Raw genomic sequence first — 21,369 nt, forward strand, 5'->3', positions numbered from 1 at the left:
GTGCCCGGGAACACACCGGTATGACATGCTAAAGAGCGTGAATGAGACTCTTGCGATTGTGATCTATGTGGTCATCGCTCTTGCGGTCGTCGGCTCTGTGGCAGCTCTGCTGGTCCGGACCCGACGCACCCCCAAGGGCATGTACCCCACCACCCGTGACGCCAATGATCCGGTGACCGGAGCAGGCGCGCATGCCGCCGGCACGGACGTCCTGGACGCGCCCCCGGCGGAGACCGACGTCGTCGTCCCCGATGACCTGCGCGACCTGGAGCCGGCGCCCGCTCCCGTTCCCGAAGCGCCGGCGCTGGAAACCCCCGACCCGGTCCAGGGCCGCCTGGCCCGCCTGCGTGCCCGCCTGTCCAAGTCCAACAATGCCCTGGGCAAGGCGCTGCTGGCGCTGCTGTCCAGCGACAAGATTGACGAGGATGTCTGGGACGAGATCGAGGAGACGCTGCTCCTGGCGGACCTTGGCACCGAACCCACCATGGAACTGGTTGACGCCCTGCGCGAGCGGGTAAAGATTTCCGGCAGCCGCGACCCGCAGGAAGTGCACCAGATGCTCCGCGAGGAGCTCATCAAGGTTGTTGATCCGACCATGGACCGCTCCCTGGCCACCGCCCGGCACGCGGACAAGCCCGCCGTCGTCATGGTGGTGGGCGTGAACGGCGTCGGCAAAACCACCACGGTGGGCAAGCTGGCCCGCGTACTGGTGGCCGAGGACAAGGATGTGCTGCTGGGTGCTGCGGATACCTTCCGTGCCGCCGCGGCCGAGCAGCTGGCCACCTGGGGACAGCGCGTGGGCGTGCCCACGGTGAAGTCCGACGTCGACGGCGCGGACCCCGCGTCGGTTGCCTTCGAGGCCGTGAAGGCCGGCATCGACGGCGAGGTGGACGTGGTCCTGATCGACACCGCCGGGCGCCTGCAGAACAAGGTTGGCCTGATGGACGAGCTCGGCAAGGTCAAGCGCGTCATTGAAAAGCAGGCCGAGGTGGACGAGGTCCTGCTGGTCCTGGACGCCACCACCGGCCAGAACGGCCTGATGCAGGCCAAGGTGTTCTCCGAGGTCGTGAACATCACCGGCATTGTTCTGACCAAGCTGGACGGCACCGCCAAGGGCGGCATCGTCGTTGCCATTCAGCGCACGCTGGGTGTGCCGGTGAAGCTGATCGGCCTGGGCGAGGGCGCCGATGACCTGGCGCCGTTTGAAGCCGAGGGCTTTGTGGATGCGCTGCTGAGTTAAGCACCCGCACCGCGCAAAAGGGGCTCCGCACCTTCCGAAAGGAAAGTGCGGAGCCCCTTTTTCGTGGGACGTGCTGCTTGCTAGAACGTGAAGTTCAGGACCGTGACCGTGCCCGCGGTGAGGGGGAACGTCTGGGTGCTGGAACCGTATTCGAAGCCCGGCACGGTCAGCCGCTCGGCGGCCGGCGTGCCTTCGGCGGCGGCACCGTCAATCAGTGTGCCGTCCTGCGCACTGTAGGAGGTGCCCGTCATCTGGGTCATGGTTCCGGTCAGTGCCTTCCCCGGGAGCTCCAGGGTGACATCAACGGGGGCGTCGGTCTCCGGGTTGTAGTTGTTGACCACCGCAATGCTGATGCTGCCGTCCGCGTGGCGCACCGCATAGGGGTAGGCCAGGCCGCCGCCGGCGGTATCCAGTTTCAGGAACTCTCCTGCGGGCATTTCGGCCACCATGGACATGCCGTAGTAATTGGACCGTTCATCCACCGCCCCGTTGGGCTGCAGGTAATCACCGCCGGTGCAGATGGCGGACATGGGCGGTCCGCCCTTGCACGTGATCAGCGAGCTGTGGAAGGAGACCCGGGAAATGCCCATCTGTGCGGCGCTCAGGGCGTAGTCGGCGCTCCAGAGGGCCGAGGCGTGGGTTTTGGTGGTCTCGTTGGAGCCGGGGCAGGCGGAGATGCCGGTTTCGGGGATCCAGGTTTCCAGTCCCGCGGTCAGGGCCGGCTGCATGGCTTTGCCACGGAAATTGTTGGCGTGGTCGTGCAGATGCCGCGTGGTCAGGTTTGCCATGATCGGCTCGCCCAGCGGGTCGGCGCCCTCGCAGGAGGACAGCGGGTAGTGGTGGAAGGAGAGGATCTTCTTCTGCGGCAGCTCCACCTCGGCGAACGGAGCCCACCAGGTCTGCTCATAGGTGCCCGGACCAACAATGGGAACTTCCGGGGCGACGTCGTACATCGCAGCGGCGTAGGCCTTCAGCTCGGTCAGATAATCCTCAATGCCGTAACCGGAGTCCCGCAGCCCGGTCTTGGCGAAGCCGTTGGGCTCGTTGCCCACAGTGACCCCGACCAGACGCTCACCGAACGCGGCGGCGGCGTATTTGGTCATGTCCGCCGCGCGGGCCGGATCATAGTTGCCCAGATCCACGGTCAGGGCAATCTGCCCGTCAACGGCTTCCAGCAGGGTGTTGACCCGCTCCAGGTCCGCCGGGGTGACGGCGCGGACGGGATGGGCTTCGTCCCCGGACAGGTTTCCGGGAATGGACTCATCGGACGACGTCCAGAAGAAGCGGCGGTCCACGGCGTTGCCGCCGAAGCGCAGCAGCGGCCGGCCGAGACCCGAAATTGACTGCACCATTTCGGGGTTGCCGCCGGACAGTGAAGGATCGGCCAGGTCCGTGGCTTCCAAAGAGAGACCGATCAGCCCGTCGGGCAGGGCTGTGCCGGTGGTAGCCGCTGCCACGCTGATGCTCAGCGGTTCCACGGGGTTCAGCGGCGAACCGGCGGGCGGTCCCGCCTGCTCGTAGTAGGTGACGTCCGGAGCAGCGGCCTGTGACGGCGCCGCCGAGACCGTGAACGGTGTTCCGGTGGGCGTGGGGGCCGCGGCCGGGGCGGCGTCGTCGTTCATCACCATCGGCGCAACCACGGCACCGGCAGCCAGAACGGCTACGAGGGCGGTCCCGGAGATGATCCACGTTTTCTTCTTGTTCTTGCCTGGGTTTTTGTCCTGGCCGCCGCCGGCCCCGGCGTCGGGGCCCTCGGACGGCGGAAACTGCTCGGGCATAAAGGATGTACCTCCGGATTGTGAGACGTAGGGTCCATCCTAGCGGCGGGGCCCCCGGGCGGAATCCGTCCCGTTTCCCCGCGAAAATCCGCGTCCCCGAGCGTGCGGACAAGCCGCGAAACGCTGTGGAAACTTTTCCGTCACCGACTGTTTACACCGCCGGGCGGTTTGTAATGTTCCGGCAACGTTCCCGGGCCATTGCCGAAATCTTGCCCCGGCAGAGTTCAAGGTGCGGGAAGGGCCCGCGGTAGGTGAAGGGACGTGAAGATGGATCTGTCAGCAGGTCACGTCTGGGTGATGATTTCAGCGGCGCTGGTGCTGCTCATGACGCCCGGAGTGGCATTCTTTTACGGCGGCATGACCCGCGCCAAGGCAGCACTGAACATGATGATGATGAGCTTTGTCTCCATCGGCCTGGTAGGGGTTGTCTGGGTTCTCTGGGGCTTCTCCATGACCGGGGGCGACGGCGTGGGCGGGCTTTTCGGCAATCCCTTTACTTCCTTCGGGCTTGAATCGCTCATCGGCAGCGAAGACCTCATCGGCGCCGGCTTCGGCGCCACCTTCGCCATCATCACGGTGGCCCTGATCAGCGGAGCCATTGCGGACCGTGCCAAGTTCAGCGCCTGGGCGGTCTTCGTGCCGGTCTGGGTGACGCTGGTGTACTGCCCGCTGGCCTTCATGGTCTGGGGCGGCGGACTGCTCGGGGAAGAAGGAGCCATCGGCTCAGTGGTCGGAGAAGCCATCGACTTTGCCGGCGGCACCGTGGTCCACATCAACGCCGGCGTGGCAGCCCTGGTGCTGGCCCTGATCATCGGCAAGCGTAAGGGCTTCGGCAAGGACCCGAGCCAGCGTCCCCACAACATTCCGTTTGTCATGCTCGGTGCCACCCTGCTGTGGTTCGGCTGGTTCGGGTTCAACGGGGGAGCGGCCGGTTCCGCCGAAGAAGCAGGCCTGATCTGGGTCAACACCATGGCTGCTCCGGCTGCTGCGATGGTTGGCTGGCTGCTGACCGAGCGTATCCGTGACGGTCGCCCGACGTCGCTCGGTGCCGCTTCCGGCATTGTTGCCGGACTGGTAGCCATCACCCCGGCCTGTGCCAACGTCAGTCCGCTGGGCGCCGTCGGCCTCGGCCTGCTCGCCGGAGTCCTGTCGGCGCTCGCCGTCGGCCTGAAGTACAAGATGGGTTACGACGATTCCCTGGATGTGGTGGGCGTGCACCTGGTGGCCGGCATCGTGGGAACCCTGGCTCTGGGTTTCATCGCCCTCCCCGTCGAAGGCGTTGGCGGCGGCCTGTTCTACGGCGGCGGGTTCGCGCAGCTTGGCGCACAGCTGGTTGCCATGATGGTAGCCATTATCTTCTCCGCAGTCCTGACCCTGGTGATCGGCCTGGCCATCCACAAGACCATCGGCTTCCGGGTGTCCGAGGAGCAGGAAGTCAACGGCGTGGACCTGAGCGAACACGCCGAAACGGCTTACGAATTCGGCGGCCTGGGCGTGGGCGGTTCCTTCCGCCCCGTTCACGAGACCGTCCGCACCGCCACGAAGGAGAGCATCAACTCATGAAACTCGTAACGGCCATTGTCCGCCCGGAAAAACTCGATGCCGTCCGCGGGTCCCTGGAAAGCTACGGCGTGCAGGGGCTGACCGTCAGCCAGGCCAACGGCTACGGGCGTCAGCGCGGCCACACCGAGGTGTACCGCGGCGCCGAGTACACGGTGGACCTGCTGCCGAAGATCCGCATTGAGGTCCTGGTAGCCAACGAATGGCTCAACGACATTGTGGACGTGCTGGTGTCCACCGCGAACACCGGCCGCGCCGGCGACGGCAAGGTGTGGGTGGTCAACGTGGAGGAGGCCCTCCGGGTCCGCACCGGGGAACGGGGGGACTCCGCTTTGTAGATGCGGGGTTCTCAACGTGGGGGACAGGAAGACGCCTTGGACGGCTGCGTGCTTGCAGCTGCCGGGGGTCTTCCTGCGTTAAGAGGACTTTCTCTGTGAAGTCCCGGCGGTCACAGCTCCGAACGGCTGGACTCCCACTCCGGAGGGCCCATGGTCCCGGCCGGATATGAATCCAGCGGGACTTCGCCGTCAGCCCATGCCTTGAGGACCGGGTCCACAATCCGCCAGCACTCCTCGGCAATGTCCGCCCGCACGGAGACCAGCGGGTCGCCGGAAAGGATGCCGTCCAGCACTTCGCCGTACGGGGTCATCGCCGATTTGTGCATGGGCGCGCTGAGCCCGGTCCGCTCCAGCGTGAAGACATTCTCGGGACCGTTGACGTTCAACTCCAGTTCCAGCCGGGCGGGGGCGAAAGAGATCCGCAGCCGGGAAGCTTCCCCTGCCGAGCCGGTGAATCCATCCGGAAGGTGGCTCACCGGCTTGAACGTGATGACGGCCTCCTGCCGGGTTTTGCCCAGTGCCTTGCCCGAACGCAGAATGAACGGAACGCCGGCCCAGCGGTCGTTCTCCACCCGGATTTCCACTTCCGCGAGCGTCTCCGTCTCCCGGTCCGGTTCAACACCGGGGGAATCGGCGTATGCCTCAACCTCTTCGCCGTCGATCTCCCCGGCGGACCAGCGCGCCCGGCGGGTGCTGCGGGCATAGTCCTGCGGCACGCTGGACGCCCGAAGCGTGGCTGCGATCAAATCCCGCACATCCCGCTGGCCAAGGGTTGCCGGCGCGCCCATGGCGATGACGGCCATGGTGTGCAGCAGATGGCTCTGGATCATGTCGCGCAGTGCCCCTGCGCCGTCGTAGTACTTTGCGCGGCCCTCCAGGCCGAGTTTCTCGTCGAAGATGATCTCCACGCGCTCAATGTGAAGGTTGTTCCACACCGGTTCCAGGATCCGGTTGGTGAACCGCAGCCCCAGAACGTTCATCACGGTGGCCATGCCCAGGAAATGGTCCACCCGGTACACATGGCTTTCGGGCAGCAGATCCGCCAGCAGCCGGTTGAGCTCGCGGGCCGAGGCTTCGTCGCCGGCAAAAGGTTTCTCCAGCACCAGCCGCGTATCCTCGGGCAGGTCGCCGCGTTTCAGCGCCGCAACCGTGGACTGAGTAACCTCCGGCGGGAGGGCAAAGTAGACGGCCAGCGGTGTTTCCAGGCTGCGGATGTCCTTCACCAGCTGCGCCGGATCCTTAAGATCCACCTGCAGGTAGCTGCCGTTCCGCACCGCGGCGTCGAGCGCTTCCTTTCCGTCGTCGTCGGCCTCGCTGCGGGCAGCGTCAAAAGATTCGTTCATCAGGTCCTGCCAGGTGGCATCGTCCCAGTCCCGGGAACCGGAGCCGACCACGCGGAGGCTGGCCGGTGCCCGGCCGCTGCCGATCAGCCGGCCCAGCCCCGGCAGCAGCAGCCGCCGGGAGAGGTCGCCGGTGCCGCCGAGAATAAGAAGTGTGCGCAGGGGAGAAGTTTCACTCATGGCTCCACCCTTTCATCCGCGCCGCAGGACGGGTAAGAGTTTTGCGGAAGTTTTCCAACCCGCCTTGGTACCCTTAACAGCTGGGCCTGCCAAACATGGCGAAGATCTGACGAAAGAAGTGCGCGGCACGTGTTCAATTCACTGTCTGACCGGTTGACTACAACCTTCAAGAACCTCCGCGGCAAGGGCCGGCTGACTGAGGCCGACGTCGATGCCACAGTCCGCGAGATCCGCCGCGCGCTGCTGGATGCCGACGTTGCCGTGCCCGTGGTCCGCGCTTTCACCGCCTCCGTCAAGGAGCGCGCACTGGGCCTCGAGGTGTCGCAGGCACTGAACCCGGGCCAGCAGGTTGTGAAGATCGTCAACGAGGAGCTCGTGGGCATCCTCGGCGGCGAGACCCGCCGGCTGCGCCTGGCCAAGAACCCGCCCACGGTCATCATGCTCGCGGGCCTGCAGGGTGCCGGTAAGACCACGCTGGCCGGCAAACTCTCCAAGCACCTGAAGTCCCAGGGCCACAGCCCGCTGCTGGTGGCCGCTGACCTCCAGCGCCCCAACGCCGTCAAGCAGCTGCAGGTCAACGGTGAGCGCGCCGGCGTGCCGGTCTACGCACCGCATCCGGGTGTCTCCTCCGAGTTCGAGTCCGCCACCGGCGATCCGGTGGCCGTTGCACGCCAGGGCATCGAAGAGGCACGCACCAAGCTCTACGACGTCGTCATTGTGGATACCGCCGGCCGCCTGGGCGTGGACGCCGAACTGATGCAGCAGGCCGCGGACATCCGCGCAGCCATCAACCCGGACGAAGTGCTGTTCGTCATTGACGCCATGATCGGCCAGGACGCCGTCAACACGGCCCAGGCCTTCAACGAGGGCGTCAACTTCACCGGCGTTGTCCTGACCAAGCTCGACGGCGATGCCCGCGGCGGTGCCGCCCTGTCCGTTGCGTCCGTGACCGGCAAGCCGATCATGTTCGCCTCCACCGGTGAAGCCCTGACCGACTTCGAGGTCTTCCACCCGGACCGCATGGCCAGCCGCATCTTGGACCTCGGCGACGTCCTGACGCTCATTGAGCAGGCCGAGCAGAACTGGGACAAGGACGAAGCCTCCCGGATGGCGAAGAAGTTCGCCGACCAGGAAGACTTCACCCTGGATGACTTCCTGCAGCAGATGCAGCAGCTGCGCAAGATGGGCTCCATGAAGAAGATGCTCATGATGATGCCCGGCGCCGCCGGCATGCGTGAGCAGCTGGAAAACTTCGACGAGCGCGAAATTGACCGCGTTGAAGCCATTGTCCGCTCCATGACCCCGCACGAGCGGGTGGCCCCGAAGATCATCAACGGCTCCCGCCGCGCCCGCATCGCGCGCGGTTCCGGCGTGCATGTCTCCGAGGTCAACGGCCTGCTGGAGCGCTTTGTGCAGGCCCAGAAGATGATGAAAAAGATGGCCTCGGGCGGCGGAATCCCGGGCATGCCCGGCATGGCCGGACCCGGCGGATTCGGCGGCGCGCGCAAGAAGCAGCAGGCAGCCAAGGGCAAGAAGAAGGCCAAGTCGGGCAACCCGGCCAAGGCCGCCCAGGAGCGCGCCGAGGCCGAGGCGCGCCGCGCCGGGGCCCGCAAGGCGCTCCCGACCGGCAGTGCTTTCGGGGGCCAGGATGCCAATTTCGATCCTTCCTCGCTGAATCTCCCCAAGGGCTTCGAAAAGTTCCTGGGCAAGTAGGCTTTGCCGCGCACCGCCGGACCTCGAGTCCGGCGGTGCGCCTTTAACGAGCCGGCGTATACCGGCTGCCGGGCCGGACGGCGGCGCCCCGGGCGCCGGGTCCGGCCCGGCACATTGGGGAAGTCCGGCAGCAGGGGAAGAGGCCAAGGGTGGCAGCACAGGGACTGAGCGGCTTTTACGGGTCGGTGTTCAAACGGAGCACCTCTGCCTTCGCTCTGATCCGCACCGCGGACGGGCGGATTTTGATGGTGCGCTCCGGCACCGGCGGCTGGGAGCTTCCCGGCGGCGTCGTCAAAGGCGGGGAGGACCCCCGCTCCGCCGCCCGCCGCGGGGCGGGTGAGGCGCTGGGAGCCGGGTTCGACGTCGGGCGCGTACTGGTGCTGGATTATGTCCAGGGCGGGGACCGGCCGGGCGGCGGTCACGCCGATTCCATTGCGTTTGTGTTCGACGGCGGCACGCTGGTCACGTCGGTGACAGGGTTCAGCGGCGCCGGAGGTGAGCGCGAAGCCCGCTTCGTTGCCCTCGGCGAGGGCACGGAGGTCCTTGGCTCCGGCACGGCCGGCCTGCTGGCCGGCGCAGTGGAAGCCCTGGAGCTGGGAACCGTGACCGAACTGGTTGACGGCAAGGCGGCCCGGGGCGAACCCATTGTCCCGCCGGTTTCCCGCAGGATGATGCCTCCGGTGAACGGTTTCGAAGGAATTCTAGGACGTCAGGAGTCCCGTTTTGCCCGCTGAACGAGTGGTATTTGTGCACGGCGCCGGAAGTTTCGGAGCCGCTGCCTGGCCGCGGCAGCACGGACTGGCCCTGGACTATGACTGCCTCTTCCTTAAGCGTCACGGCTTCGACGACGTCGAGCCTCCCCTGGCCCCGGATGCGGAAGCCGATATTGCCGTCATCCGCGACGCCTTGGGGGAAGGCGGGCATCTGGCGGCGCACTCGGCAGGCGCCGTTCCGGCCATGCTGGCGGCTCTGCGGGATCCGGGCCGCGTGCATTCCCTGATTTTGTGCGAGCCGGCAGTTTTCTCCCTGACCCGCGACCTGCCGGCCACCCGGGCCTACCGCGAGCTGCTGCAGCCGTTGTTTGACGCAGCGCCGGAGATGACTGACGAGGAGTATGAACGCGAATTTGTCCGCCGCGTCTTCACCACCGGTGCGGCCGCCTCGGACCACCGCGCCGCCAGGCCTGGCCATACCGCTCCGGCCGATGAAGCTGCCAGGCGGTCGGCCGCACGCCTGCGGATGCAGACTCCTCCATGGGACGCTCCGCTGGACATCGTTCCGGGCGTCCCCACCCTGGTGCTCACCGGAGGATGGGAACCGCTGTATGAGGAGGTGGCGGATTTCCTGGTGTCCACCGGTGCCGAGCACCTCCAGGTGGGTGGAAATCACCGCCCGCAGGACACCGGCGCCGGACGCAAAGCGATCCGGGAGTTCCTCGCCCGTGCCCGCCGGACGGAGCAGTAAGTGAGACCCCGTGCGGTGCCTGTAATCCGGGCAGCCGGCACGGAAGATGTTGCCCTGCTGCCCGCAGTGGAGGCCGCATCGGACACCCTGCTGAACGGGCTGGCGGAGCCCGGCAGCCCTGGCGTGAGCATGGTGAGCATGGGCCCGGGCATGCTGCCGGCGCCGGCTGCAGTCCCGGAGCTGGCCGCCGCGCTGCACATCCTGGTTGCGGGAGTGCCCCCGGTGGGATTCGCCCGCATCGAGGAAGTGGATGGCCAGGCCCATCTGGAGCAGCTCTCCGTTCATCCCTCGGCAGCCGGTGCCGGGCTGGGCCGGCGGCTGGTGGAATCCGCACTGCAGTGGGCCCGGGAACAGGGTTACCGTTCCATGACGCTGTGCACTTTTGCCGGCGTTCCGTTCAATGCGCCGTTTTACCGCAGCTGCGGGTTCGTGCCGGTGGATGTCCCGCAGGGGGAACTGCGGGCCCTTCGGGACCACGAGCGGCAGCTCGGACTGGACGGTCTCGGGCCGCGGGTGGCCATGCGCAGGGTGCTGCAGTGACGGCGCCGGTTTCGTGACTTCTTGGAATTAGATGAAGCTTCAAGTAAGCTCATTACATGAACCTTCAAGTAAATGCTCCTGATCTTCTGCCCGCCGATCTGTCCATGGGCACCGTCATGCTGAAGGTCGGTGACATGGCCAAGGTGTCCGCCTACTACCGCGGCGCACTGGGCCTGGAAATCGTGGCCGAGGCCGACGGCGGCCAGTACCTGGGCCGCGCGGGAGTCCCCGTAGTGCACCTGGCTCCGGCGCCGGGGCTGCAGGTGGCGTCGCGGGGTGAAGCGGGACTCTTCCATACTGCGGTCCTGTTCGAGACCCAGGCCGACCTGGCAGCCACTGTGGCCTCAGCTGCGCAATACGATCCGGCCGCCTTTGTGGGTTCCGCGGACCATTTGGTCAGCGAGGCGTTCTACTTCACGGATCCCGAAGGCAACGGGATCGAGCTGTACTATGACAAGCCCCGGGACACCTGGAACTGGGACACTACTGCGTCCGGCCGCGAGGTGCGCATGGCATCGCTCACCCTTTCCCCGCAGGCCTACTTCCGTGAACATCTGACCGAAGCCGCGCTGGCCAACCTCAAGACTGCCGATGCGGCCGTGGGGCACGTGCACCTTCAGGTGGGCGACACCGCCGTCGCTGAATCCTTCTACGTGGACACCCTTGGATTTGAGCGGACCGCCGGATTCCACGGGCAGGCCCTGTTTGTCTCCGCCGGCGGCTACCACCACCACATGGCCATGAACGTCTGGAACAGCCGCGGGGCAGGACCCCGCCGGGACACCCTCGGCCTCGGTGAGGTGCTCATTGCTGTTCCGTCCGCCGACGACGTCGCCGGGCTGGCGGACCGGCTGAAGGTTGCCGGGATTTCCAGCCACCACACGGGTGCCGAGCTGCGCTTTGAGGATCCCTGGCGCAACCGGCTGCGCATCGCCGTCGGCTAGCCGGTTCAGTGTCCGGAGGATTCATCGCCAGCCTTCCCCGGCGCTTGATCCGCTGCGGGGCGGGTCCGGCACCCGAGTCGCCAAAGATGGAGTCATCTGGCACAATGGTCAGGTACTCGATCTGCGCGGCCCCTCTCTCCGTGCATGCATCTTGTCCTTTTTGAACCCCAACGTTATGGCCCGCCCCACGGGAGCAGAAGTACGGGTTCGCCCCATTTCAGATCAGGAGTGACCACAAAAGTGGCCGTAAAGATTCGCCTTAAGCGCCTCGGCAAGAAGTTCTCAGCACACTACCGCGTTGTTGTCATGGATTCCCGTGCCAAGCGCGATGGCCGTGCCATCGAGGAAATCGGACTGTACCGTCCGACCGAGAACCCGTCGTACATCGACATCAAGTCAGACCGTGCGCAGTACTGGCTCAGCGTCGGCGCCCAGCCCACCGAGCAGGTTGCAGTTCTGCTGAAGATCACCGGTGACTGGCAGAAGTTCAAGAACATCGAAGGCCAGGAGGGTACCCTCCAGGTCAAGGCTCCCAAGGAAGCTTTCGTGGCTCCCGAAAAGAAGTCCGTGATCGTTCCCGAGGCCATCACCCCGAAGGCCAAGAAGGACGAGGCTCCCGCAGAGGCTGAGGCCGAGTAACTTGCTGGCCGAAGCGCTGGAGCATCTCGTCCGCGGAATCGTTGACAGTCCTGAGGACGTCAAAGTTACCGCCAAGAGCAACCGCCGCGGGGAAACCCTCGAGGTGCGAGTTCATCAGGATGATCTGGGCCGCGTCATCGGACGCCAGGGACGGACGGCACGTGCATTGCGCACAGTGATCGCCGCCCTCGCGAACGGAGAGCCGGTCCGCGTCGATGTAGTGGATACCGACCGCCGCCGCTGACAATCCGCGGCACGGCCGGACTGCATCGTCGGTTCACAGCACTTTCATAGCAGTACCAGTTGAACGCAGTTCACGGCATCCGGCCCCTGCACCAGATAATGGTGGAGGGGCCGGATGTGTTTTCCGGGTCCTCACCGGCCCAACCCGGTTGCAGCACCCCGCCGCACCAATACAAGGAGATTCCCCATGCAGTTACAGGTGGCCCGCATCGGCAAGCCGCACGGCATCCGCGGCGAAGTAACCGTCCAGGTCCTGACTGACGCCCCCGAAGACCGCTTTGTGCCCGGGACCGAGCTCACCGTCGAGCCCGCGTCCAAGGGTCCGCTCACTGTCCTCAGCGCCCGCTGGAACAAGGACATCCTGCTGCTCGGTTTCGAGGAAGTTGTGGACCGCAACGGCGCCGAGGAACTGCGCGGGGCCATGCTCTCCGTAGACACCGACGAGCTGGATGACGAGGACGACGACGAGGGCTGGTACGAGCACGAGCTGGTGGGCCTGAAGGCCCGCATTGGCGGCGACGTCGTGGGTACCGTCAGCGGCCTGCGCACCCTCACCGTCCAGGATCTGCTGGTGATTGACGACAATGAGGGCCGCGAGGTCTTCGTCCCCTTCGTCGAAGCCATTGTGCCCGAGGTCAACGTGGAAGACGGCTACGTGCTGCTGACCCCGCCGGAGGGCTTGTTTGAACTGAACCTCCCCGAGGATAAGCAGGACAAGCAGTCCAAGCCGGCGAAGGAAAATGCCGGCAGGGACGCGGATGCTCAGAACGAGGCCGGCCGCTAAGTGCGTATTGATGTAGTCAGCATTTTCCCGGAGTATCTGGCAGCACTGGACCTGTCGCTGATCGGCAAGGCCCGGCAGGACGGACTGCTGGACCTCAACGTGCACGACCTGCGGGACTTCACCACGGACCGCCACCGCACCGTGGATGACACCCCCTACGGCGGCGGCGCCGGCATGGTCATGAAGGCTGAGCCGTGGGCACAGGCTCTGGCTTCCGTCGCGGAGGCGGGAAACAGCGGCGGCGACGGCGGCACCCGCCCCGTGCTGATCGTCCCCTCGCCCGCCGGAGCCGTGTTCACCCAGACCATGGCCTATGAGCTGGCGGAAGAAAAACACCTGGTGTTTGCGTGCGGACGCTACGAGGGGATCGACGAGCGCGTCCTGGAGTGGTCCGGTGAGCGTTTCGACGTGCGCCCGGTCAGCCTGGGGGACTATGTGCTCAACGGGGGAGAAGTTGCCGTGCTGGCCATGGTGGAGGCCATTGGCCGCCTGGTGCCCGGCGTCGTCGGCAATCCCGAATCCCTGGTGGAGGAGTCGCACTCCGACGGACTGCTGGAATATCCGGTCTACACCAAGCCGTCATCGTGGCGGGACCGGAACGTGCCGGACATCCTGCTCAGCGGCAACCACGGCAAGATTGCCCAGTGGCGCCGCGAGCAGCAGCTGCAGCGCACCGCCGTCCGCCGTCCGGACCTGCTGGAAAAGTTTGACGTCTCCCAGCTGACCAAGGCTGACAAAGCGGCCCTGGCCGCCATGGGATACGACGTGATGAAGGACCGCATCCAGCTTCGCGGCTGATTGGTGGCGTTTGTGCGGGTGTGGCAGAATAGATAACTGTGTCATCTGGGTCCGCACCTGCCACAGGGGGAGCGCGGCCAACAGAATGCACACCGGCGGCCAATCCTCGGCTTCGCCGGTCTTATAGCTTCGGCAGCATCTGTGCAGTCCAACGGGCCGCATCCTTGCCTGCCGTTACCAAAGTGGATGACCTGTGGCGTTCACCAGGAGTGATAAACAATGCACATCCTAGATTCTGTTGATGCAGCCTCGCTGCGTTCAGACATCCCCGAGTTCCGCGCCGGTGACACGGTCAAGGTTCACGTAAACATCATCGAAGGCAAGAACACCCGTGTTCAGGTCTTCCAGGGCTTCGTCATGAAGCGCCAGGGCGACGGCCTGCGCGAGACCTTCACGGTCCGCAAGGTCAGCTTCGGCGTCGGCGTGGAGCGTACCTTCCCGGTGCACTCCCCGGTTCTCGACAAGATCGAGCTCGTCTCCAAGGGCGATGTCCGCCGCGCCAAGCTGTACTACATGCGCGACCTGCGCGGCAAGGCAGCCAAGATCAAGGAAAAGCGCGACGCACGTCCCGCCAAGTAATTTTCTTGATCCACGCAGCATCCGCTTCCGGGGAATCTTCGGACTCCTCCCGGAAGCACACGAAACGCCGGTCCACGATTGTGGGCTGGCGTTTTGTGCTCTGCGCTCTCGCCGCCGCCGTGGTGCTGGTGGCACTGGTCCGCGCGTTTGTCGTGGACGTCTACTACATTCCGTCCGAGTCGATGCAGCCGCTGCTGGAACCGGGGGACCGCGTGGCGGTCTCGCGGACCGAGTACCGCTCCGGTGAAATCCAGCGGGGGGACGTGGTGGTCTTTGACGGCCGCGGGTCCCTGGCTCCGCTGAACAGCGGGGACGCCGCCCCGGTTGCGGCGCTGAAGTCCCTGGCCCGCTGGGCGGGACTAATGGGCAGCGACACAGTCTATGTGAAACGGGTCGTCGGGCTCCCCGGGGACCGGGTTACCTGCTGCACCGCGGATGACCCGCGCCTGACCGTCAATGGAACTCCGCTGGACGAGCCGTACGTTTATCCTTCCGACGCTCCCAGCGACAAGAACTTCGACGTCATCGTCCCCGAGGGAAGGCTGTGGCTTCTGGGCGACCACCGGTCCGAGTCAGCGGATTCACGTTCGCTCCTGGGCGCCCCGGGCGGCGGCCTCATCTCCGAGGACCGCGTCATTGGCCGTGCCACGGCCATCCTGTGGCCGCTGGAGCGCAGTTCGGATATTGAGCGGCTAGAGTTAGGAGCCGAGTGGAACACGGCGAAATAAGAGGACAGCATATGGCTCAGAACGTCCCGGACGAGCCCACCAGGAACCCCGGCCCCAGCGTTCACGGGGCCCATTCAGCACGTCCACGGACAGCAGCTCCGGGCCGTAAGGACAAAGAAAAGCACCGAGGTTTTGGCGGCTGGCTCCGCGAAGTCGCCACCATCATCGTGATCGCGCTGCTGCTGTCCTTCCTCATTAAGACCTTCCTGTTCCGGGCGTTCTACATTCCCTCGGGCTCCATGGAAGACACCCTGGAAATCAACGACCGGATCTTTGTGAACCTGCTGGTTCCGGAACCCTTCGACCTGAACCGCGGCGACGTGGTGGTCTTCAAGGACACCAAGGGCTGGCTGCCCGAGCTTCCTCCGGCCGCCGAAGGACCCGGAGCCTGGATCCGTGACGCCCTTATTTTTGTCGGCCTCATTCCGGACACCTCGGAACAGCACCTGGTCAAGCGCGTCATCGGCACCGAAGGGGACCGCGTGGTCTGCTGCGACGCCGACGGCAGGATCACGGTCAACGGGGAGCCGCTGGAGGAGCCCTACATCTATCCCGGCGCCACGCCGTCGGACATCCCGTTTGACGTGGTTGTTCCGGAAGGCAAGGTGTGGGTCATGGGGGACCACCGCAACGCCTCCGCTGACTCACGCGAACATCTCCAGGATGCAAGCGGCGGGTTCATTGACGTCGAAGACATTGAGGGCAAGGCCGCAGTGACCGCCTGGCCGCTGAACCACGCCGGCTTCATCGGCAGCTATCCGGAAGTCTTCGAGAACATCCCCGATCCTTCCACCTCCCTTCCGGCCGGATCCCGATGACCGCGGCGTCCGCCCTGCCGCGGCAGCCCCGGACGGGTGCCGGAAGCAAGGCACCCACGCTGCGGCACGAGCGGTCCTTCGCCGCCGTCGGCTGCAAGGTCCTGGCCGGCTGTGACGAGGTGGGCCGGGGCGCGCTGGCCGGACCGGTCAGTGTGGGCCTGGTGGCTGTTGATCTGGCCACCGTCCGTTCACTCAAGGGCGTGCGGGACAGCAAGCTGCTTTCGCAGACTGACCGGGAAACGCTGGTGCCCCGGATCAAGAAGTGGGCCCGGGGCTGGGGTGTGGGGCATGCAAGCGCTGCGGAAATCGATCTGCACGGCATCATGGGCGCGCTGCGCCTGGCCGGCACCCGCGCCTGGGACCAGGTCTGTGCGGATCTGACCCCCGATGTCGTCCTCCTGGACGGCAACTACAACTGGCTGTCCCCGGTCCGCCAGGCCAGTCTTTTTGACCTTGCCGCGGATGACGGTGACGGCGGCTGCCAGGCGCCCGTGCACACCAAAATCAAGGCCGACATGACCTGCCTCAGCGTCGCCGCGGCCAGCGTTCTCGCGAAGGTGGAGCGGGACACGATGATGGTGGACTACGCTGTGACACATCCTCAGTACGGCTGGGAAGTGAATAAGGGATACGCCACGGCGTCCCATCGGCTGGCGATAGACGAGTTTGGGCCCACGCCCCTGCACCGGATGTCCTGGCAGTTGGGAACACGTCCGCAAGCGGATGCCCGGGACCTTGAGAGCGTCGTTGGGGGATGATGGAAATATGAGTGCCGAAGACCTTGAGAATTATGAAACGGACATGGAGCTCCAGCTCTACCGTGAATACCGGGACGTGGTGGGGCTCTTCAGCTATGTGGTGGAGACCGAGCGCAGGTTCTACCTGGCCAACCACGTGGACCTGCAGGCACGCTCCGCGGACGGGGAGATCTACTTTGACCTGACCCTGCAGGATGCATGGGTCTGGGACGTCTACCGCTCGGCCCGGTTTGTGAAAAGCGTCCGGGTGATTACGTTCAAGGACGTCAACGTCGAGGAACTCACCCGCAATGATGACCTGACCATCCCCAAGGCCGACGAACTGGGCTGAACGGCTAGGACCGCGGTGTTGGCGGGGACAGTGTCATTGCGGAAAGGGCCGGGAGGTTCGCGGCGACGTCGTTCCACGTCGACCATGCCCCTGACGGTTTCCGCGGATCTCCCGCTCCGAGGCTAGAAACCCAGCCTTCAACCATCTTTCCCCGGTGCGGCAGAAGGTGCGGAACCGCGGTCGGCGGCGGGAAACCGTTGCGCCATACCGTCTTGTAGCTGCCGACATTTCCGGCATTCGCCGACCAGTTCACCACGTCCCAGCCGAGGTCATCCAGGGCATAGGCCACCGCCAGGCCCACGGCACGCGACATCAGCCCCTTTCCCCGGTTCCCGGGGGAGGTGACGAACCCCAGATCACCCGAATTGGCGCCCTGGAAGCGCAGATCCAAGGTGCCGGCGTAGGCTCCGTTGACCTCCAGCGCCCAGGAAATATCCTTCTCCTGGGGAACGGAAATCGTCTCCACGTACTCCACCGCCATCTCCCGCGTGTACTCCAGGGGGACGGTGGTCCACTGCTGTGACAGGGGGTCCAGAGAACGGGACAGCACCGCGTCAACATCGGCGTGGTGATGCGGGCGCAGCGTGAGGATTGAGTCGGAGAGAACCGGGATGTCATATGGCATGGGTACACCCTAGTGCAGGCATGAGGTGCATCTCCTAAACTGCTGGCATGGCGCTTCCCGAGTCCCCGCTGGCCGGTTACCTGTCCGGCAACCGCCGCCTCTATGCGCAGATGCGGCCCGACGCGGGATCTCTGGAGCTTGTCCTTGCGCTCCAGCAGGGCCTGGCAGCCCTTGCCCGGGTGAACGACGGCGGCCGGCCGCGCTGGATCCCCGAGCGGCAGATCCACCTGACACTGATCCACTTCGGCAAGGTCCGGGACGTTTATGCGGCGGTATCGGCCGCGGGAAGCATCTCCTGGGACGAATACGAAGACCGTCTGGCTGATTACGTGGCGGCAACCGAAGCTGCGATGCCGCGCGAACCCATCCTGCTGGAACCTGCCGTGCTTTCCCGGTTTGGGCGGCACGGACGGACCCTGGTCCTGGAGTACTTTCCGTCATCGGCGCTGCTGCAAGCCCATGAGCGGGCCTACGCGGCACTTGAACTGTTCCTGACCAACTGCGGGATCACCGACGTCGACGCCTTCACCGCCGCGGATCCGAACTTCATGTATGCCTCCACCCTCCGTCCCCACATCACCCTGGCGCGCGGCTTTGCCGGGACGCTGCCTGCACCTGTTCGTGGGAGTTCGGCATCCGGCGGTTCACGGCACGGGGTGCACTATGGGTCCGCTCCGGGGGACGGCAGCATCATCCCCGCCCGGGTTCGGCTGGAGTCCATGCCGGTGGTGTATCCCGGCGTGGACTAGCGCCGCGCCTTCCTCCCCAGAGCCCGTTCTGTCCCCGGAACGGGAAGCGCCGTCCACAAAGCGCGGCCGCTGCCGGCTGAAGGCCCGGCAAACAGCGCATGGTGGGCACATGAGAGCTAAGGACACCTTGGGACAGCGCGGCGAGGAGCTTGCCGCCATCTTTCTGACGGCCGGCGGCATCGAAATAGTGGACCGCAACTGGCGGTGTCCCGACGGCGAGATTGACCTGGTGGGCGTGGACGGCGAGACGCTGGTGATTGTGGAGGTCAAGACGCGTTCCTCCCTGGACTACGGGGACCCGCTGGAAGCCATCACACCGGCCAAGCTCGCACGGCTTTACCTGCTGGCGAGCAGATGGAGGCGGGCCTCTGCACGGCATTACCCGGCCTTCCGCGTGGATGCCGTGTCGGTTCTCGACAACGGTTCCGGCGCACCGGTGATCGAGCATCTGAAAGAGGTTGCGCTGTGACGCTGGGGCGCACCTACGGGGTGGGACTTGTCGGGCTGGACGGCCGCATGGTGGAGGTTGAGGCAGACATTGGTCAAACGCTTCCGTCATTTGTCCTGCTGGGCCTGCCGGATGCGTCCCTCAATGAAGCCAAGGACCGGGTGAGGTCCGCGGCCAAGAACGCCGGCCTGCCGCTGAGCCGGCGCCGGATCACCGTCAATCTGATGCCGGCTGACGTCCACAAGCGCGGTTCCGGTTTTGACCTGGCCATTGTGATGGCAGCCCTTGCCGCGGCAGGCGACATCAAAGGCAGCGGACGCCGCGTGTTTATCGCCGAACTTGCGCTGGACGGCAGGCTGCGGCCCGTGCGGGGAATCCTGCCGGCCGTCATAGCTGCCGTGGACGCCGGCTATCCGGAGATCATCGTCGCCGAGCCCAACGCCGATGAAGCGGCCCTCGTTCCGGGAGCTGAAGTAAACGGCTTCACTTCGCTCGCCGAGGTTGCCGCCTTCCTCGGCGCAGATCCCGAGCGGCTGGTGTTTCCCCCTCAGATGCCGGCCCGGGCGGACAGTGCCTCCGGTGAACCTGCCGCAGCACACCGGCCACAGCGGGACATGTCGGATATAGCCGGGCAGTCAGAAGCGCGGTTTGCAGTTGAAGTAGCCGCAGCTGGTGCCCATCATCTGCTGATGACGGGTCCGCCGGGAGCGGGCAAGACCATGCTGGCCGAGCGGCTTCCGGGCCTGCTGCCGGATCTCTCCGATGCCCACGCCATGGAAGTGACTGCCATCCATTCACTGGTCTCCGGCGGACGCACCTGCTCCCGGCTGGTGCGGCGCCCGCCCTTTGAGAGCCCGCACCACACTGCCTCATCGGCTGCCATTATCGGCGGCGGGTCGGGGATTGCCCGCCCGGGGGCGGCATCCCGTGCCCACCGCGGGGTCCTGTTCCTGGATGAAGCACCGGAATATGAGCGGCGTGTCCTGGACGCACTGCGCCAACCGCTGGAAAGCGGGAAAGTCGAACTGCACCGGGCAGCGGGAACCGCAGCCTATCCGGCTCGATTCCAGTTGCTGCTGGCGGCGAACCCCTGCCCCTGCGGACTGGCGTCCGGAAAGGGAATCGACTGTACCTGTACTCCGCAGCAGCGGCGCAGATATTTCGGCCGGCTCTCGGGGCCGCTGCTGGACCGGGTTGATCTGCGCCTTCAGGTACAGCGGGTCTCGCTGAGGGAACTGGCAGGCGACGGGCATGCCGAAGGCAGCGCAGCCATTGCCGGCCGTGTCGAAGCGGCCCGCAGGGTTCAGCAGGCGCGCCTGCAGAACTGGGGATATGAAACCAATGCCGAGGTGGCGGGAAACCTGCTGCGGGGTCCGCTGCGGCCGCCTCCGCGGGCTACAGCGTCCCTGGACCGAGCCATGGAACGGCAGACATTGACCGCAAGAGGTTATGACAGAGTGCTGCGGATCGCCTGGAGCGTTGCCGATCTGGCCGGCCACACAGTGCCCGACGCCGACGACGTCGGGCAGGCACTGGGGTTCCGGCAGCAAGGGGAGGCGGCATGAGCGGGGCGCGGATGGACCTTCTGCGGACAAGGGCTGCTCTGTCCCGGATGTTCGAACCTTCAGACAATGTTGGATTGGCGCTCGTAGAAGCAGCCGGTCCGCACGATGCCCTCCGCGTGGCTACCGGTGCCGTCCGGGCGGGTGGGCAGCTCACCCGAGAAGTGGGGGAAGTCCTGGCAGCCGCAGGCATCTCAGCGCCCGGGAACATCCTGTCGTCGGCCCTGGAACGGTGGAGCCCCCGAATCGCGGATCTTGCACCCGACCGCGACCTCGCCATGATGGGACGCGCAGGAGGTGAACTGCTCATTCCGGAGGACTCCCGCTGGCCGGAAGCACTGCGGGACCTGGAGCTCGGGATGCCGTTGTGCCTGTGGGCGCGCGGGGACCTGAGCAGGGGAGTTCCGGCGCTGCACCAGACCGCAGCGGTTGTCGGGTCACGCGACAGCACCGGATACGGAGCATCGGCTACCGGAGACATCGCTGCCGGCCTCGTCACGCGTGGATGGACCGTGGTCTCCGGAGGTGCCTACGGTATCGATGCCCAGGCACACCGTGCCGCCCTGGCCGCTGGAAACCCTGCCCGCATCCCTACCATTGCCGTCATGGCCTGCGGAGTGGACCGCTACTACCCAGCCGGTAATGAGGATCTGCTCCGCGAAGTTGTCCGCCGGGGCCTCCTGCTGTCGGAAGTTCCTCCCGGATCTTCACCTACCCGCTGGAGGTTCCTGCAGCGCAACCGGATCATCGCCGCGCTCAGTGCCGTGACCGTGGTTGTGGAAGCCCGGTGGCGTTCGGGTGCCCTGAACACGGCACACCATGCGGCGGCACTGGGACGCGAAGTAGGCGCAGTTCCCGGATCCGTGTATTCCGCCAACTCAGCGGGATGCCACCGCCTGCTGCGCGACGGCAGCGCAGTCTGCGTGACGGACGCTGCCGAGGTAGCTGAACTCGGCGGCCCAATCGACTCATCCGATGACACAGCATCCGGCGCTCGCGGGGAATCCCGGGCCGTCCACGACGGGCTGACGATCGAAGACATGCTGCTCCTCGACGCACTGCCGCTGCGCAGCGGATCACCGGTGGAAAAGCTGGCCTCCGTAGCCGGGTTGTCGGTGCCCTCCGTCCGGGCAGGACTGGCACGTCTGGAACTGGAAGACCTCGCCGCCCGGGACGGACCAGACAAATGGCGGCGAAGCCGGCGATAAAC

At 65.8% G+C, this 21,369-nt stretch carries 24 protein-coding genes; 21 read left to right on the forward strand and 3 right to left on the reverse strand.

The genetic code is table 11. The annotated features are described in order from the left end of the window. Positions 1 to 37: 37 nt before the first annotated feature. Positions 38 to 1,240: a signal recognition particle-docking protein FtsY gene (ftsY, locus tag QMA10_RS10185; RefSeq protein WP_290168031.1), complete on the forward strand. Its 1,203-nt coding sequence runs from the start codon at positions 38 to 40 to the stop codon at positions 1,238 to 1,240. An 80-nt stretch (positions 1,241 to 1,320) separates the two neighbouring features. Here the strand turns inward: ftsY and QMA10_RS10190 are convergent, their stop codons facing one another. Continuing rightward, entirely contained in the window at positions 1,321 to 3,018 is a 1,698-nt protein-coding gene (locus QMA10_RS10190; RefSeq protein ID WP_290168033.1) for a hypothetical protein, read from the reverse strand. Between the two features lie 267 nt (positions 3,019 to 3,285). Here QMA10_RS10190 and QMA10_RS10195 point away from each other — a divergent pair, with 267 nt between their 5' ends. After that, positions 3,286 to 4,581 carry an ammonium transporter gene (locus QMA10_RS10195; RefSeq protein WP_290168035.1) on the forward strand — a complete coding sequence of 432 codons (1,296 nt, stop codon included), beginning with the start codon at positions 3,286 to 3,288 and terminating at the stop codon, positions 4,579 to 4,581. Further along, positions 4,578 to 4,916 carry a P-II family nitrogen regulator gene (locus tag QMA10_RS10200; RefSeq protein WP_104053827.1) on the forward strand — a complete coding sequence of 113 codons (339 nt, stop codon included), beginning with the start codon at positions 4,578 to 4,580 and terminating at the stop codon, positions 4,914 to 4,916. The genes QMA10_RS10195 and QMA10_RS10200 overlap by 4 nt, the downstream gene beginning before the upstream one ends. A gap of 110 nt (positions 4,917 to 5,026) precedes the next feature. Here the strand turns inward: QMA10_RS10200 and QMA10_RS10205 are convergent, their stop codons facing one another. After that, positions 5,027 to 6,436 (reverse strand): glucose-6-phosphate dehydrogenase, encoded by a 1,410-nt coding sequence (locus QMA10_RS10205; protein ID WP_290168037.1) that lies wholly within the window; start codon positions 6,434 to 6,436, stop codon positions 5,027 to 5,029. Between the two features lie 129 nt (positions 6,437 to 6,565). On the opposite strand from QMA10_RS10205, the gene ffh reads away from it, so the two are divergent. The 14 genes from ffh to QMA10_RS10275 all read left to right on the forward strand — a co-directional run bounded on the left by ffh (position 6,566) and on the right by QMA10_RS10275 (position 16,775). Next, the gene (ffh, locus tag QMA10_RS10210) at positions 6,566 to 8,149 is read left to right on the forward strand and encodes a signal recognition particle protein (RefSeq protein WP_290168038.1); all 1,584 of its coding nucleotides are present in this window, start codon (positions 6,566 to 6,568) and stop codon (positions 8,147 to 8,149) included. 149 nt (positions 8,150 to 8,298) lie between these two features. Beyond that, positions 8,299 to 8,883, forward strand: coding sequence for an NUDIX hydrolase (locus tag QMA10_RS10215; protein WP_290168040.1), 585 nt, complete (start codon positions 8,299 to 8,301; stop codon positions 8,881 to 8,883). Next, the gene (locus QMA10_RS10220) at positions 8,873 to 9,613 is read left to right on the forward strand and encodes an alpha/beta hydrolase (RefSeq protein ID WP_290168042.1); all 741 of its coding nucleotides are present in this window, start codon (positions 8,873 to 8,875) and stop codon (positions 9,611 to 9,613) included. The genes QMA10_RS10215 and QMA10_RS10220 overlap by 11 nt, the downstream gene beginning before the upstream one ends. After that, on the forward strand, positions 9,614 to 10,153 hold the full coding sequence (locus tag QMA10_RS10225; protein WP_290168044.1) for a GNAT family N-acetyltransferase: 540 nt from the start codon (positions 9,614 to 9,616) through the stop codon (positions 10,151 to 10,153). Positions 10,154 to 10,209: 56 nt separating this feature from the next. Next, a complete protein-coding gene (locus QMA10_RS10230) occupies positions 10,210 to 11,097 on the forward strand; it encodes a VOC family protein (RefSeq protein ID WP_290168046.1) in 888 nt (295 codons plus the stop codon). A 240-nt stretch (positions 11,098 to 11,337) separates the two neighbouring features. Continuing rightward, positions 11,338 to 11,736 carry a 30S ribosomal protein S16 gene (gene rpsP / locus QMA10_RS10235; protein ID WP_104053841.1) on the forward strand — a complete coding sequence of 133 codons (399 nt, stop codon included), beginning with the start codon at positions 11,338 to 11,340 and terminating at the stop codon, positions 11,734 to 11,736. A gap of 1 nt (position 11,737) precedes the next feature. Beyond that, positions 11,738 to 11,980 (forward strand): RNA-binding protein, encoded by a 243-nt coding sequence (locus tag QMA10_RS10240; protein ID WP_290168047.1) that lies wholly within the window; start codon positions 11,738 to 11,740, stop codon positions 11,978 to 11,980. 186 nt (positions 11,981 to 12,166) lie between these two features. Further along, positions 12,167 to 12,763, forward strand: a complete 597-nt coding sequence (gene rimM / locus QMA10_RS10245; RefSeq protein WP_290168048.1) for a ribosome maturation factor RimM — start codon at positions 12,167 to 12,169, stop codon at positions 12,761 to 12,763. Next, positions 12,764 to 13,561, forward strand: a complete 798-nt coding sequence (trmD, locus tag QMA10_RS10250; RefSeq protein ID WP_290168050.1) for a tRNA (guanosine(37)-N1)-methyltransferase TrmD — start codon at positions 12,764 to 12,766, stop codon at positions 13,559 to 13,561. Between the two features lie 219 nt (positions 13,562 to 13,780). Then, positions 13,781 to 14,140, forward strand: coding sequence for a 50S ribosomal protein L19 (rplS, locus tag QMA10_RS10255; protein ID WP_268911322.1), 360 nt, complete (start codon positions 13,781 to 13,783; stop codon positions 14,138 to 14,140). A gap of 5 nt (positions 14,141 to 14,145) precedes the next feature. Next, complete coding sequence (gene lepB / locus QMA10_RS10260; protein WP_290168053.1) at positions 14,146 to 14,868, forward strand: signal peptidase I; 723 nt, start codon at positions 14,146 to 14,148, stop codon at positions 14,866 to 14,868. 11 nt (positions 14,869 to 14,879) lie between these two features. Further along, complete coding sequence (gene lepB / locus QMA10_RS10265) at positions 14,880 to 15,686, forward strand: signal peptidase I (protein WP_290168055.1); 807 nt, start codon at positions 14,880 to 14,882, stop codon at positions 15,684 to 15,686. Next, entirely contained in the window at positions 15,683 to 16,444 is a 762-nt protein-coding gene (locus tag QMA10_RS10270) for a ribonuclease HII (RefSeq protein WP_290168058.1), read from the forward strand. The genes lepB (QMA10_RS10265) and QMA10_RS10270 overlap by 4 nt, the downstream gene beginning before the upstream one ends. Before the next feature lie 7 nt (positions 16,445 to 16,451). Next, a complete protein-coding gene (locus tag QMA10_RS10275) occupies positions 16,452 to 16,775 on the forward strand; it encodes a DUF2469 domain-containing protein (protein ID WP_104053848.1) in 324 nt (107 codons plus the stop codon). Positions 16,776 to 16,779: 4 nt separating this feature from the next. Here the strand turns inward: QMA10_RS10275 and QMA10_RS10280 are convergent, their stop codons facing one another. Then, positions 16,780 to 17,400 carry a GNAT family N-acetyltransferase gene (locus QMA10_RS10280; RefSeq protein ID WP_290168060.1) on the reverse strand — a complete coding sequence of 207 codons (621 nt, stop codon included), beginning with the start codon at positions 17,398 to 17,400 and terminating at the stop codon, positions 16,780 to 16,782. Positions 17,401 to 17,447: 47 nt separating this feature from the next. Between QMA10_RS10280 and QMA10_RS10285 the strand changes: the two genes are divergently transcribed. The 4 genes from QMA10_RS10285 to dprA all read left to right on the forward strand — a co-directional run bounded on the left by QMA10_RS10285 (position 17,448) and on the right by dprA (position 21,367). Next, positions 17,448 to 18,149, forward strand: coding sequence for a hypothetical protein (locus tag QMA10_RS10285; RefSeq protein ID WP_290168063.1), 702 nt, complete (start codon positions 17,448 to 17,450; stop codon positions 18,147 to 18,149). Between the two features lie 109 nt (positions 18,150 to 18,258). Continuing rightward, on the forward strand, positions 18,259 to 18,618 hold the full coding sequence (locus QMA10_RS10290; RefSeq protein WP_290168065.1) for a YraN family protein: 360 nt from the start codon (positions 18,259 to 18,261) through the stop codon (positions 18,616 to 18,618). Further along, positions 18,615 to 20,162: a YifB family Mg chelatase-like AAA ATPase gene (locus QMA10_RS10295; RefSeq protein WP_290168066.1), complete on the forward strand. Its 1,548-nt coding sequence runs from the start codon at positions 18,615 to 18,617 to the stop codon at positions 20,160 to 20,162. The genes QMA10_RS10290 and QMA10_RS10295 overlap by 4 nt, the downstream gene beginning before the upstream one ends. A gap of 11 nt (positions 20,163 to 20,173) precedes the next feature. Continuing rightward, positions 20,174 to 21,367: a DNA-processing protein DprA gene (dprA, locus tag QMA10_RS10300; protein ID WP_290168092.1), complete on the forward strand. Its 1,194-nt coding sequence runs from the start codon at positions 20,174 to 20,176 to the stop codon at positions 21,365 to 21,367. The last annotated feature ends 2 nt before the right edge of the window (positions 21,368 to 21,369 follow it).

The organism is Arthrobacter sp. APC 3897 (assembly GCF_030407495.1).
In the GTDB taxonomy this organism is placed as follows: domain Bacteria; phylum Actinomycetota; class Actinomycetes; order Actinomycetales; family Micrococcaceae; genus Arthrobacter_B.

What these genes read in the sequence shown, in the direction of transcription:
- QMA10_RS10275 (WP_104053848.1), top strand. Translation starts at nt 16,452, where the DNA reads ATGAGTGCCGAAGACCTTGAGAATTATGAAACGGACATGGAGCTCCAG.
- QMA10_RS10280 (WP_290168060.1), bottom strand. Translation starts at nt 17,400, where the DNA reads ATGCCATATGACATCCCGGTTCTCTCCGACTCAATCCTCACGCTGCGC.
- lepB (WP_290168055.1), top strand. Translation starts at nt 14,880, where the DNA reads ATGGCTCAGAACGTCCCGGACGAGCCCACCAGGAACCCCGGCCCCAGC.
- QMA10_RS10205 (WP_290168037.1), bottom strand. Translation starts at nt 6,436, where the DNA reads ATGAGTGAAACTTCTCCCCTGCGCACACTTCTTATTCTCGGCGGCACC.
- QMA10_RS10270 (WP_290168058.1), top strand. Translation starts at nt 15,683, where the DNA reads ATGACCGCGGCGTCCGCCCTGCCGCGGCAGCCCCGGACGGGTGCCGGA.
- QMA10_RS10200 (WP_104053827.1), top strand. Translation starts at nt 4,578, where the DNA reads ATGAAACTCGTAACGGCCATTGTCCGCCCGGAAAAACTCGATGCCGTC.
- QMA10_RS10195 (WP_290168035.1), top strand. Translation starts at nt 3,286, where the DNA reads ATGGATCTGTCAGCAGGTCACGTCTGGGTGATGATTTCAGCGGCGCTG.
- rimM (WP_290168048.1), top strand. Translation starts at nt 12,167, where the DNA reads ATGCAGTTACAGGTGGCCCGCATCGGCAAGCCGCACGGCATCCGCGGC.
- QMA10_RS10290 (WP_290168065.1), top strand. Translation starts at nt 18,259, where the DNA reads ATGAGAGCTAAGGACACCTTGGGACAGCGCGGCGAGGAGCTTGCCGCC.
- QMA10_RS10190 (WP_290168033.1), bottom strand. Translation starts at nt 3,018, where the DNA reads ATGCCCGAGCAGTTTCCGCCGTCCGAGGGCCCCGACGCCGGGGCCGGC.
- QMA10_RS10230 (WP_290168046.1), top strand. Translation starts at nt 10,210, where the DNA reads ATGAACCTTCAAGTAAATGCTCCTGATCTTCTGCCCGCCGATCTGTCC.
- QMA10_RS10285 (WP_290168063.1), top strand. Translation starts at nt 17,448, where the DNA reads ATGGCGCTTCCCGAGTCCCCGCTGGCCGGTTACCTGTCCGGCAACCGC.
- rplS (WP_268911322.1), top strand. Translation starts at nt 13,781, where the DNA reads ATGCACATCCTAGATTCTGTTGATGCAGCCTCGCTGCGTTCAGACATC.
- dprA (WP_290168092.1), top strand. Translation starts at nt 20,174, where the DNA reads ATGGACCTTCTGCGGACAAGGGCTGCTCTGTCCCGGATGTTCGAACCT.